The organism is Desulfosarcina widdelii (genome assembly GCF_009688965.1).
Classification (GTDB): Bacteria; Desulfobacterota; Desulfobacteria; order Desulfobacterales; family Desulfosarcinaceae; genus Desulfosarcina; species Desulfosarcina widdelii.
This window is the reverse complement of the sequence record NZ_AP021875.1, coordinates 4,787,942-4,800,521: the sequence shown is the minus strand read 5'-3', so window position 1 is coordinate 4,800,521 and position 12,580 is coordinate 4,787,942. Positions and strand designations below refer to the sequence as shown.

The following is a 12,580-nucleotide window of genomic DNA, read 5'->3' as shown; positions in this document are numbered from 1 at the left end:
TCCTGTCTCGAACTTTCGATTCATCGTTCCATCAGAGCCGGGATGCCAGAAAAAGCGCGCCTGCCAGCAAAGCAAGCCCCATCCCGATGAGCATCAACGCCAGTTTTTTGCCGCCGGACCGATGTTCCGGATGCGATTCCCGGTGATTTTTCTCTCGCTTTTGCACATAGAGATCATTGATTTCTTCCCTGGACAGGTAATCCAGATCCCAGTGCGTCACCTGTCCAATTTTTCCCTTTTCCTTGAAAACGCGATGTTTTTTCTGCTTTTCGTCCATGATTGGCATGATACACAAAAAGACGGGCCGAATCACCAACAATTTTGCCCGTTCAAATGGATTTTTGGCTTGACAACCGGAAGCCCGGCACGTAAAAAGAGACTGCCTAACGACCGGTCGGTAAACTCACTACTGCGCTATCCGTCGCGGATTACCGTCAATCGATGCCCGTCATCACGGGAGCCGCCCCCATGACCGACATGAAAGCGACCATCAAATCCGTATCCATAAATCTTTTTTTCAAAAAGGGGTACTTTGCCACCAGCATCAGCGACATCGCCAGGGGCAGCGGCATCCAGAAGGCCAGCATCTACTATCACTATGCCAGCAAGGAAGACCTGCTTTACCACATTCTCAAGTCCACCATGGACGATTTGACCACCTATCTGAAGGACCGTCTGGCCGCGGTGGCGGGCGTGGAACAGCGTATGCGAACGGCGGTGCGCAGCCATGTCCGTTTTCATCTGGAACGGCAGAAGGAGAACTTCATCGCCAACAGCGAACTGCGGGGCCTCACCTCCGAACACTATCGCGCCATCGTTAAAAAAAGGGACGAGTACGAAACGATTTTCCAGGACCTCATCCGGCAGGGAACCGCAGAAGGCGTCTTTGCCGACGTTGACGTAAAAATCCTCTCCTATGCCATTCTTACACTTTGCACGGCCGGTGCCACCTGGTACAACCCTGGCGGCCGCCTGAAGGTGGGGGAGATCGCCGACATCTACGAAACGTTCATCATAACCGGGCTGAAACAGGGAAAAACCGACATCCCTTGAGACCGAAAGGAGGCCGTTGTGGATTTTGACTTGACCAAAGAACAGGAAATGATTCGCAAGGAGGTGCGCAAGTTCGCCCAGAGTGAAATTGCGCCGGTGGCTCTGGATCTGGACGAGGCGGAGGAATTTTCGACCGACCTCACCCGCAAAATGGGGGAAATCGGTCTGTTTGGCATGTTCGTGTCGGAAGCCTACGAAGGCCAGGCCATGGACTACATCTCCTACATCATCGCCGTAGAGGAGATCGCCCGGGTAGACGGATCCCAGGCGGCCACCATTGCCGCTGGCAACTCGCTGGGCATCGGACCGCTGTATTACTTCGGCAATGAAGAGCAGAAAAAAAAATATCTTCCCAAACTTTGCTCCGGTGAGGCCTTGTGGGGATTCGGCCTTACCGAACCCACCGCCGGCTCCGATGCCGGCGGTTCCAAAACCACTGCGGTGCGCGACGGCAACGAATGGGTGATCAACGGCTCCAAAATTTTCATCACCAACGCAGCCAGCGAAATGACCCTGGGGGTAACCGTGCAGGCCATTACGGGCACCCGCGCCAACGGCAAACCCGAATATACCTGCTTTATCGTTGAAAGCGGCACCAAGGGCTTCAAAGCCGTCCCCATGAAAAAAAAGATGATGTGGCGCGCCTCCAACACGGCCGAACTCTATTTCGACGACGTGCGGGTTCCGGCAGAAAACATTCTGGGACGTCAGGGGGACGGATTCCATCAAATGCTTCAGACCCTGGACGGCGGCCGCCTTTCCATCGGGGCCATGGGATTGGGCGGCGCCCAGGGGGCCTACGACACGGCCCTCAAATACGCCCAGAAGCGCGAGCAGTTCGGCCAACCCATCTCCAAATTTCAGGCCGTGGCCTTCAAGCTGGCCGACAGCGCCATGGAGATCGAGTGCGGCCGCAACCTGCTTTACAAAGCCTGCTGGCTCAGGGACCGAAAACGGCCGTTCGAAAAGGAAGCCGCCATGGCCAAGCTCTACTGTTCCGAACTCATGGGCCGTGTGGCCAACCACGCCGTACAGATTCACGGCGGCTACGGACTGATGAAGGAATACGACGTGGAACGGTTCTACCGCGATCAAAAGCTGCTGGACATCGGCGAAGGCACCTCCGAGGTTCAGCGCCTCGTCATTTCCCGATACATCGGCTGCTGACCGCCAGGAATCGGGACCATAAAGGAGAATCGTATGAACGAATCCATTTTGCTCAGCGAACAGCAGGAAGGCGTATCCGTAATCACGCTGAACCGGCCCGAAGTGATGAATTCCTTCAACTTTGCCCTGCTGCACGCCCTCAAAGCCAAGATCGCCGAAATCCGTTTCGACCCGGACGTGCGGGTCGTAATCGTCACGGGCAGCGGCGATCGGGCCTTCTGCTCCGGAGCCGATCTGAAAGAAAGAGCGACCCTGTCGCCCATTCAGGTAAAGGAATACATCTATACCATTCGCAACCTCTTTACCGAAATTGAACAGCTCAACAAGCCGGTGATCGCCGCGGTCAACGGTGTGGCCTTAGGCGGAGGCACGGAACTGGCCCTGGCTTCGGATATCCGCATTGCCTCGCAGAACGCTACCATGGGACTAACCGAAACCCGCTTGGCCATCATCCCCGGCGCCGGGGGCACCCAGCGTCTGCCGCGTCTGGTGGGCAAAGGCAAAGCCAAGGAACTGATCTTTACCGGAAAACGGATCGGCGCGGACGAAGCCCTTGAGATTGGCCTGGTGAACAAGATCTGTAAGCCCGAAGACCTCATCGCCACCTGCCGCGAGATGGCTGCCGAGATCTGCGAAACCGGCCCCGTGGCCATCGAACAGGCCAAGTACGCCATCAACTACGGCATGGAAACGGACCTTTCCACCGGTCTGGCCATCGAATCCAACGCCTACTGGGTCTGCATACCCACCGAAGATCGCCTTGAAGGCCTGGCCGCATTTCGGGAAAAGCGCAAACCGGTTTACAAGGGATTATAAAAAGGAGGATATCATGACCGAATACGACTACTGGAAAATCTTTCCGCGAATGCCTAAGAAAGTGACCTTGGGGGACATCACCGTTCGGGATGGGTTCCAGCACCTGGAAAAATTCGTCTCCACCCGGGCCAAGATTTTCTACGCGGAAGAAATGATTTTTGCCGGCTGCAGGAATATCGAGGTGACCAACCTGGGCAATCCCTACCTGATGCCCCAGTTCAGCGACGCCGAGGAGGTGCTGGCCCACTTGCGCAGCGACCGATTCAAGGCCCGCTGCAAAAAACGGGGCGTCGACCCGGACGAAATCACCATCACGGCGGTAACCATTCGCGAGCCGTCCGTGGATCGGGCCATCGAACTGGCCAAAAAGGGCGTGGGGCCGGACCGTTGTCTGATGATGGTTTCCACCGAGGAAGAACACCATTTCGCCAATTCCGGGACCACCTTGCCCGCGTACTGGAAAGAGTGCGAAAGCGCCATCCGTAAATGTCGGGATGCCGGTTTGAAAATGTGCGGCACCGTCAGCACCATCTGGGGCAGCCCCATTGCCGGAGCAACCGAACTCAAGGATGCCGTGGAGTTCACCAAGCGATGGCTGGAGATCGGCGCAACGGACATTGAGCACGCCGACCACGACGGCAGCGCATCGGCACCGGAAGTCTACCGCTACTTTTCCATGATTCTGGACGAGATTCCGGATACTTCCGTGCATATTGCGCATTTCCATGAAACCAAGCGGGTGGCCTCGGCTTCTGTGCTGGCCGCCCTGCAAGCCGGCATCTGCCATTTTGAGGGCACCCTGGGCGGTCTGGGCGGTCAGCCGGCCAATTTCCTGGACGATTGCCCGGTGCCCGGCACGGGCGAGTATTACTACGAGGACCCCCGCTATGTGGGGCTGACATGCCTGGAAGATATGCTCGTGCAGATCGATGAGATGGGCATCGAGCACGGATACAATGTGGACCGGGTGCTGTGGCTGGGACGCCAGTTGGAACGCACCGTGGGCCACCGGCTGCGTAGCGAGGCGGTAATCAACGGCCGTACCCTCAAGGAGGGGCATCTGAAATTTGCCCGGCCGGGGTTGAAAAAAATCAAGGAAAAATTCGGCGAATCTGCCGGTCAGAACGTTCCTGCCGAATGGGGAGGAAAGGCCGTACTGCCGGAGCGCTATCGGCCCTGACAAGAAGTTGAACACACAAAAAATCGTTTCAGCGTCGTAAAAGGTTCGAGATCAAGGCTTGCGGTTCCCGAGTAACGGGTTGTACTTATGGGTACTCCATAGTGACGAGGGATGAACACGGTTCGCAGATATCGGACTTTTTACGCCGCTGTCAAAGAATAAAAAAATCAATAGCAGGAGCATTACCATGGAAACAAGCGGGAAAAAACCCCACATTAACGTGGATTACTTCGAAGATCTTACCGGTCGAATCGACAAATCTACCGACAGTTGTGCCTCATCGGAGGGCGAACGCGAAGACATCGGGCAGCGCATCAAGACCATCCGCGAGTCCAAGGGCATCTCCCTGGATGAGTTGTCCCACATGACCGGTTTCGAGGTGGAACTGCTCGCCAGTATCGAAAACTGCGAAGTCCAACCCCAGTTGGGCACGGCCATCAAGCTGTCAAAAGCCTTGGACAGCGCTTTCGGCCGCCTGGTTTCCGGGGTGGGCGAAAAACTATATGCCATCACCCGTAAGGGAGACCAGAAAATCGTCTCCCGATCCACCTCCCAGAAGGGAAAAAAACAGGCCTACACCTACCGAAGCTTGGCCCCGGAAGTAAAAGGCCGCCACATGGAATCCCTGATTGTCCAATTGGAGGAAGCGCCGGACCAGCAGCGCTCCGTCCATGACGGTGAGGAGTTTATCTATGTGCTGGAAGGAGCGGTTTCACTGGACATCGGAGACGATCATTTCAATCTGGAGCCCGGGGACAGCGCCTACTACCTGTCCACCACACCTCACTTGATTGCCGCCGCCAGCGGCCAGGCCACCATTTTGGCGGTTCTTTACGGGGGTTAGGATTTTAGGGGCAGCAAGGTAAAAAACTGAAGCCGGAGTTCGGATGTCAATCATCCGGCCTCCGGCTTCAGTATTTTTGCAGAAAGTCAAGCGAGTCGTTGTGAAATGATCTCCTGAATTACCTGACGAAAAGTGTCATTTGAAAATACAGTTATAATTCTGATGAACGCTGTTCCAGTTGAACAATTTTTGGATTCAGAAAAATCAGCAATTCGTTATCGTCTTTATCATCGATATTATTTTGGAACAACCACCCAAGCACCGGAATCTTGTGAAGGCCCGGAAAAGCTGTCTTTGTTTTGGTTTCCGAGGATTTAATGATGCCGCCAATCACGATCGTATCGCCATCGTTGACCAGAAGCTGGGTGTTGGCCTCGTTGGTGGAAATAACGGGGCCCCCATCTACAAAATCGGTAACATCGTTTTTTTTCAGCAATATCGTTAGAGAAATGCGGTTGTCAGGAGTCACATGGGGGGTAACTTCGAGAAGCAAATCCACATCTTTGAACTTTACGGAGGACCCGCCCGCTGAATCCCTCTCCAGATAGCCGATTTCCTGACCCTGCTTGATTGTCGCTTTTTTATTGTTGAGCGTAACAATTTTGGGGGCTGAAAGGATCTTGCCGTTTCCGTTGGATTCGATTGCGGAAAGCTCTGCATCCAAGGCAAATGGAGTATCCAGAACGCGAGTAAGGCTGAACCCGATACCGCTAGTCGAAGAGGCGGGGTAATTCATGGCCACGGATCCACCGAGAGAAACCTTGTCGTTAAGTGCAATGGGCCCCACATCTCCCGACCATGTGAATCCCAGATCCCTCGAATAACTTTCGGTGATCTCAACGACTCGGGCTTCGATCACCACCTGAGAGGTGACCTTGTCGATCTGTCTGGCGATCTTTTCTGCCTGGGCGATTTTTTCAGCGGTGTCCGTGATGATAATCTGATTGTTTTTCGTATCAACGGTAACCGACCCGCGATCTTTTGTAACAATACTTTGCAAGTGGGGAACCACCTCTTTGGCAGCATCCGAATAACTGATCGGAATGTAACGCGTTTGCAGCGGCTCCAGTGCCTTGATCTGCTCTTTTTCCTTCTGCATGGCGGCAATTTGCGCCTTGCGGAGATCGTTCTCTTTTTTAAGGGTTGCCAGGGTCGCAATTCTTACAATATCACCCTCAACCACCATGCCCAGCTGGTTCATCCGCAGCACCAGATCCATGACCTGATCCCAGGGAACAGGTTTGTCCAGCGTAAGGGTAACTTTTCCTTGGACATCCTTGTCAATCGCAAAGTTTTTTCCGCTGACCTCCCGCAGAATCCGGAAGACATTTTTGATGTCTGTCTGGAAAAAATCCAGCGCGATCTTTTCACCGGTGTATTTTTTCACCTTCTTTGTTAGCACCATGGCCTGGTCGGCCTCTAAAAGCAGATCTTCCGATTCGGCGGTATCGGGCCGGTCTCCCCCGGTCAAAGCCTCCCCGGGAGTATTGATTTTACTGTTTTTTTCCGATCCTGAAGAATAAGAGGCCACCACATCCGCCGGCCCCACGGTTTCTACAAGGGCTTTTTTCCAGTCCGGCAGATTGCTTTCATCAGCAGGCGCAGGCGGTATGGAAGAGGCGTCGAAGTGAACCAGCAGCAATGCGCCAACCTGCTCGGTGTAATAGGGTACAGGCTCTCTCAATTCGATGGAAAACAGTGAAAAATCCTTCATGGAAGGCAGCTGAATGGGCATAATCCGATTGACGGCGCTTTCAAAGCGAGTGGTAATCAGCGGGCGCTGTCTGAATTCAGCAATGTTGGCATTCATCAAACGCAGCTCGAGAAGTTTGTCGGACACTTTCTCTATCTTGTAATCGACCTTGGCCGTCGTTTCGATGGACAATGTGGACCGGCCTCCGGTTTCTCCCAGGAAATCAATTCGATTCACCCATATCTGATCTTCTTTTCCAATCGGTATGCCCGTGCCCTGATAAACACCTGAAGCTTGAGTCGAACTGGCTCCTGACGACACCAACACGGGTGAAGATGTGGCATCGTCTTCTTGGGTTGTCAAAGCGGATTTTTCAGTCGCCTTGGTTTCGGCCTCGGTTGAAGCAACCGAACGCTTATCAAAACGAACGGCCAAAGAAGTTCCATTTTGCACCACATTATAGGGAACATCCGTATTCAGCAGGATTTCAATCCTTGTGGTGGTCTGTTGGGTTTCGATTTGGCCGGCATGAACCGATACGATGGGATCACCGTTAGACTGCATGTCGGTTTGTGAAACATTCAGACGGGTATTGGGAAAATAGAGAATTACTCCCAGAGGCGCCGGCTGTTTCACCGACGTGTAGGTCAACGGGTCAGGTCCGTCGATGACCACCGCCATTGAATCGGACGTTTCAGACACTTCAACGGAAGTTATCTCCAATGCCTGAGAAGAATCAACACCGGTCGCACCTGCTTTAGAACCAGATTGCTGGGTTGCACATCCTGCATAGGTAAAGGCAACAACCAATCCAACACAAAAAACAAGTGCCAATTTTTTTGAAAGCTTGATCCTGAAGTTGTGCATATCACTCTCCAGCTGGTTTCTGAAGTTTTATTTCGGTGCTTTGAAGAACAAAATCCCCTTTAAGGTTTTCAACCTCTTCTTCAACAATCACGCTGTTGGCATTGATCTGGGTAACCATCCCTGAATTCAGGCCAATATAGGTCCCGTTTCGGATGATATATCCCTTACCCATGGCATCTTCAACAAGGGCACGATTACCTGTCGAGGCCCGAATAATGGCCACCAGTTTCAACTGATCCAGGCTGATTCGTTCCAGCGGCGTTTGCGGAATCCGTTTTTTTCGTTTTCTTTCTTTCGATTCGGTATCTTCTTTTTTGGTCCCGAAAACCGGTGCAAACGGATCGATGCGTTGCTTGGGGTCATAGATGCGCGTTGTTGCCTGACCCTCCTGCCCGACCATAGCCTTCTCCGGCTTTTTCGCGGAAGTCTCCGTTTTTACGGTTTCGCCTTCTTTCTGTGCTTGATCCTTGCTCTTGACGGCAATTTTCTTACTGACCACCGGAGCTTTGGCTGGTTCTTCTTTCCCTCCACACCCCCAGGAGAGAAAAAATATCATCAGAAAAAGAAGAACAAAACTAAATGATTGTCTATTTTGCATTCGCATGGCTTTACTTCTTCTTCCTCTTGGATTTTCTACTTTTCTTTTTTGGTTGCTCGGACTCTTCAAGAAATTTATAGGTGACCGCCGAACAATTGGTAAGCAGCTTCTCGCTACCTTTATCCGGGACCATGTGCACATCCCTGATGTTGACGATTCGGTTCAATTCAGCGACATTTTCGAAAAACGTGGCCACCCCATGATAACCGCCGATCACCTTGATCGCTACGGGAATCTCCGCATAGAAGTCTTTTTTTCTCTCCGGCTTGGGTTGAAACAATATGAATTCCAAGCCCGCGTCTTTCCCCGCTCTGGATATCCCGGTAAGCAGTGTTGGAATTTCCTCTTTTTCGGGCAGGGCCTGCATCACAATTTTGAATTGATCTTCAGCTTCCTGCATTTTTTTTCTGAATGCATTTAATTCCCGTGCATTCTTTTTGGCAACTTCAAGCTGTTTTTCAATTTTTGCCAGTTTATTTCTGAGCTTATCGATTTGCTTGAAATTTGGAAGGTAGGAAAAGTAAACGAATGCCGCCACAATCAGGACCAGGACGCCGATCCATATTCCGATTCGCTGTATTTTGGTAAGCTGCTCAAGCTTCTCAAAAACCGGATTGACTTTTTCGGTTGAAACCGCTGTACCCTTCTTCATTTCTTCGATACCTGTTTAGGTTGTGTCTTTGGAAGCGACTTCGAAAATTTGATTCTGAATGTTTTCAGGGCCAATCCCTTGATGGAATCGTTTTTGTTAATGGAAACCAATCTGATATCTTGATAGCTTTTGGACTTTTCCAATCGCGTCATGAATTCCGCGACAGTAGGATTGTCCAAGGCGATTCCCACAACGGTTACCTGCCCCCCTTTTTCGGTTAAGTCAGTATACCACATTCGTTTTTCCACGATCAATCGGGACATGTCGTCGAGCAACTCGACAGGGGCCTTGCGGGTGATGTCCAGGGTTTTAATGACATCGATCTTCTTGTTTAAAAGCTCCAGCTTTTTCTTGATATCAGCAATCTCTTGGTTGATTTTATTGTACTTGTTGACTTGTTCCTGGGTGCTCTGAATCTGTTTGTTCAGCGCTTTTATCTTGCCGGACAAATAATAGCTGCACCAACCGGCAACGATCAGCACCATAACCAGTGACAACACAAACACGGATACTTGTCGCCTGATATCTTCTTTTTTCCGTGCGGCTCGAAATGGGAGTAAATTAATGCGTATCATTTATCATCAACTTTTCTCGTTGCCAGCCCCATGCTAATCGATGCCTGGGGAGCAATCCGTTTTAGAAATTCCACATCAAACCGATTCTCATCTATGTAAAACCCTTCAAAGGGATTGATTGTCGCAACTTCGGCCGAGGTTTCCACAGACAGCAATTGCCTGAATTCCTTAATGTTACCACCGCCACCGCTGAGAATTATCCTTTTGATCTGGTCGTCCGGATAAGTCGAATAGAAAAAATCCAGGGCCCGCCTGATTTCCGTACACCAGTCCGAAACAACGGAGGAAATGATGTCCGAAAGGTCTCCGGCTGTAATTTTCTCGGACTGTTCTCCAAACTTGATCTGCTCAGCTTCTTCTATCGAACAGTCGATCAACGAGGAAATTTTCTGGTTGATCTGGCCGCAACCCAACGATACATCTCGCATGAAAACGGAAGTCTGGCCTTTTAGAATGTTCAATGAGGTTTTACTTGCACCGATGTCGATCAGAGCGATATTTTCATTTTTTTCCGGAGTGGCATTGAATTCGTAAATATTCTGCAGGGCAAACGCGTCCACATCGATGACACATGGGGTCAACCCGGCCATCTGGGCAAGATTGACATAGTCATTAACCATCTCTTTTTTGGCGGCAACCAGCAATACGCTCATCTGGTTGGGGTTGCTTTCATTCTCGCCGAGGATTTGGAAATCCAGATTGACATCCGCGATGTCAAAGGGAATGTATTGTTCCGCTTCAAAACTGATAGTATCTTGAAGTTGATCTTCCGACATGGACTGGACATTGATTTTTTTTACGATCACCGAGTAACCGCCAACAGAGAGCGCCACATTACTGCCTTTAATGCCGTAATTTTTAAATAACTGCCGAATTGTATCGGAAACCTGCTCCGCGTTGTTGATGGCGCCATCTTCAATCAGGCCGGGAGCAATGTCGATAATTCCGAACCGTTCAAGGGTCTTCCCCTTTTTGGTTTCGGAAATTTCCGCTGCTTTGATACTGCGGGATCCAATGTCAAGGCCTATGAGTCGGTCTTTTTTTCCAAATAACATGATCAGCTCTTTATTCACCAAAAATTTTTTTACTATCTGAAAGGCCGTAACCCAAAGCCAACAAAATCTTTCTTTTGGTTTCCAGCCGACACGGTTTTCCCTCTTCAATCCTTGTGATCGTTATGGGAGATACGTTTGCTTCTCTCGCCAGTTCCGATTTACTCATCAGAAGGGATTCTCTTATTTCTTTTAATGAATTCTTCACCATTTGAACCATCGTCTTGTGGGAATCAAAAAAGCAATCACAGTGTCCGCTTGTCAAAGAAGATTCTACACATTTTTAAACCGGGATGCTGACCGTTTCATATGATTCAAGACATAAAAAAGACCGTTGTCAAGCAAAATTATACAACTTTTATATATAATTTTGTTTATTTAAGCTATATTGTGGAACCCTATTCATAATTACCCTTATCTTGTGTCAGGGGCCTTTTATCTTTTCCGGCTACGGTCCCGGGTTTTTCATTTTGGTGCTTAAGGGGCACCTGGTTGCTCTCGTCGAAAGACCTGAGTAAAAATCAATGGTGATCCGCTTTCTTTTTTTGACAATTCGATGCTTAAATGGTCAATTGACATGCCATTCGAGTTTTTTTATATGCCATGGCATTGTCAGCATTTGATATTTTTACAAATCGGCATAGATATCGTAAACTTTAATCCCATTATGAAAAATCTAAAACCAGCAGAGCGGGCCAAACCGTTTCGATTGGTAAAATACTTTACTTTTACCAGTCTGATCGTCATTTTCATCGGCACCATCATCCTTTCCGTGCTCAACACCCACTGGGTACGCGCAATGCAATACCAGAAAAGCGAGGAATACGCGCTGCTGCTCATCGAAAACCTGAACCACCAGGTCTTTTTACAGTTTATCCTGCCCGTGGGACTGAAATATGGGAAAATTGAATTGAGGAATCAGGAGCAGTTTGAGCGGATGGACAGTGTCGTTCGCAGCACACTGCACAGCTTCAATGTCGAAATGGTCAATATCTATAGCAAAAACGACATCATAGCCTATAGTTTCTCGTCGGAACTGGTGGGAGTCGAGAATCTGGGCGGCAGCTCCTACAACAATGCACTGGAAGGAAAATCGACCTCCAAACTGGTTCAAAGCGGGACGCTGTGGGAGATTTTTCTGGGCATCCCCAAAGAGATCAAAATTGTCACCTTTGCGCCGCTGCGGGCAGAGCGTCCGCTGTCTCCAATTTCCGGACCGGTATTAGGTGTAATAGAAATCAGACAGGATTTGTCCCTCGATTACCGTAAAATATTCAAATACCAGGTGCTGGTTATCGCCACCATCAGCATCGTGATGGGAATTTTGCTGCTGACCTTGATTTATGTGGTCAAGCGAGGCGAGGGGATTATCGAAAAGCGGGCCATCGAGCGCTTGCGCCTCAAGGATCAACTGGCCAAATCCAAACACCTTTCCTCGTTGGGAGAAATGGTTGCCGGGGTTTCCCATGAGATCAGGAATCCGCTGGGCATTATCAGCAGTTCGGCCGAGCTGTTGAAGAAAAAGATGGATCCCGAAGATGCGCTCAACGCCATCGCCGATATCATTGTTGCCGAAGCGCGAAGGCTGAACAACATCATCACGGACTTTTTAAACTACGCACGGCCCACGCCCCCCAACCGCACTCCTTGCAGAATCGATCGGATAATCACGAAAAATATCCAGTTCCTCGAGCCTCAGATAATTAAGAATGGCTACAGCATCAAAACAGCTTTCGCTGACGAAATTCCCGAAATCATGGCTGACGGGGACATGCTCTACCAAGCTTTTCTTAACTTGCTGATCAATGGAATGCAGGCCATGCCAGACGGTGGTGTCATTGAGGTAACCATCGAAAAGGAAGACAAGGCTATTTGGGTATTGATCGAAGACGAAGGCGGCGGCGTACCGCCTCAGGTCATGGAAAAAGTCTGGGACCCCTTTTTTACCACCAAGGAGAAAGGAACCGGACTGGGATTGGGCATTGTCAGAAATATCATCGAATCCCATGACGGCAAGATTCGCGTTGACAACCGTAAAGAAAAAGGCGCTCGGGTTACAGTCAAATTCCCGTTGGATAAATAG

At 50.3% G+C, this 12,580-nt stretch carries 13 protein-coding genes; 6 read left to right on the top strand and 7 right to left on the bottom strand.

The window, feature by feature from the left end:
* Positions 1 to 31 precede the first annotated feature (31 nt).
* Positions 32 to 277 carry a hypothetical protein gene (locus GN111_RS22090; RefSeq protein ID WP_155305834.1) on the bottom strand — a complete coding sequence of 82 codons (246 nt, stop codon included), beginning with the start codon at positions 275 to 277 and terminating at the stop codon, positions 32 to 34.
* A 191-nt stretch (positions 278 to 468) separates the two neighbouring features.
* Between GN111_RS22090 and GN111_RS22085 the strand changes: the two genes are divergently transcribed.
* From GN111_RS22085 to GN111_RS22065, 5 genes are all read left to right on the top strand, one after another.
* Entirely contained in the window at positions 469 to 1,053 is a 585-nt protein-coding gene (locus tag GN111_RS22085) for a TetR/AcrR family transcriptional regulator (protein WP_170302409.1), read from the top strand.
* Between the two features lie 18 nt (positions 1,054 to 1,071).
* Complete coding sequence (locus GN111_RS22080) at positions 1,072 to 2,220, top strand: acyl-CoA dehydrogenase family protein (protein WP_155305832.1); 1,149 nt, start codon at positions 1,072 to 1,074, stop codon at positions 2,218 to 2,220.
* A 33-nt stretch (positions 2,221 to 2,253) separates the two neighbouring features.
* Positions 2,254 to 3,036 carry an enoyl-CoA hydratase-related protein gene (locus tag GN111_RS22075; RefSeq protein WP_176603300.1) on the top strand — a complete coding sequence of 261 codons (783 nt, stop codon included), beginning with the start codon at positions 2,254 to 2,256 and terminating at the stop codon, positions 3,034 to 3,036.
* Between the two features lie 13 nt (positions 3,037 to 3,049).
* The gene (locus GN111_RS22070; protein WP_155305831.1) at positions 3,050 to 4,216 is read left to right on the top strand and encodes a hydroxymethylglutaryl-CoA lyase-like TIM-barrel protein; all 1,167 of its coding nucleotides are present in this window, start codon (positions 3,050 to 3,052) and stop codon (positions 4,214 to 4,216) included.
* A 187-nt stretch (positions 4,217 to 4,403) separates the two neighbouring features.
* Positions 4,404 to 5,060: an XRE family transcriptional regulator gene (locus tag GN111_RS22065; protein ID WP_155305830.1), complete on the top strand. Its 657-nt coding sequence runs from the start codon at positions 4,404 to 4,406 to the stop codon at positions 5,058 to 5,060.
* A 151-nt stretch (positions 5,061 to 5,211) separates the two neighbouring features.
* Here the strand turns inward: GN111_RS22065 and GN111_RS22060 are convergent, their stop codons facing one another.
* From GN111_RS22060 to GN111_RS22035, 6 genes are all read right to left on the bottom strand, one after another.
* Entirely contained in the window at positions 5,212 to 7,620 is a 2,409-nt protein-coding gene (locus tag GN111_RS22060) for a type IV pilus secretin PilQ (RefSeq protein WP_155305829.1), read from the bottom strand.
* Between the two features lies 1 nt (position 7,621).
* The gene (locus tag GN111_RS22055) at positions 7,622 to 8,224 is read right to left on the bottom strand and encodes a pilus assembly protein PilP (protein WP_170302408.1); all 603 of its coding nucleotides are present in this window, start codon (positions 8,222 to 8,224) and stop codon (positions 7,622 to 7,624) included.
* A gap of 4 nt (positions 8,225 to 8,228) precedes the next feature.
* Positions 8,229 to 8,870: a type IV pilus inner membrane component PilO gene (locus GN111_RS22050; RefSeq protein ID WP_155305827.1), complete on the bottom strand. Its 642-nt coding sequence runs from the start codon at positions 8,868 to 8,870 to the stop codon at positions 8,229 to 8,231.
* The gene (locus GN111_RS22045) at positions 8,867 to 9,376 is read right to left on the bottom strand and encodes a PilN domain-containing protein (protein WP_170302407.1); all 510 of its coding nucleotides are present in this window, start codon (positions 9,374 to 9,376) and stop codon (positions 8,867 to 8,869) included. Before GN111_RS22045 ends, GN111_RS22050 begins: the two co-directional genes overlap by 4 nt.
* A 65-nt stretch (positions 9,377 to 9,441) precedes the next feature.
* A complete protein-coding gene (pilM, locus tag GN111_RS22040) occupies positions 9,442 to 10,608 on the bottom strand; it encodes a type IV pilus assembly protein PilM (protein ID WP_331457673.1) in 1,167 nt (388 codons plus the stop codon).
* Entirely contained in the window at positions 10,511 to 10,717 is a 207-nt protein-coding gene (locus GN111_RS22035) for a helix-turn-helix transcriptional regulator (protein WP_331457672.1), read from the bottom strand. Before GN111_RS22035 ends, pilM begins: the two co-directional genes overlap by 98 nt.
* A 447-nt stretch (positions 10,718 to 11,164) precedes the next feature.
* Between GN111_RS22035 and GN111_RS22030 the strand changes: the two genes are divergently transcribed.
* Positions 11,165 to 12,580 carry a sensor histidine kinase gene (locus tag GN111_RS22030; RefSeq protein WP_155305824.1) on the top strand — a complete coding sequence of 472 codons (1,416 nt, stop codon included), beginning with the start codon at positions 11,165 to 11,167 and terminating at the stop codon, positions 12,578 to 12,580.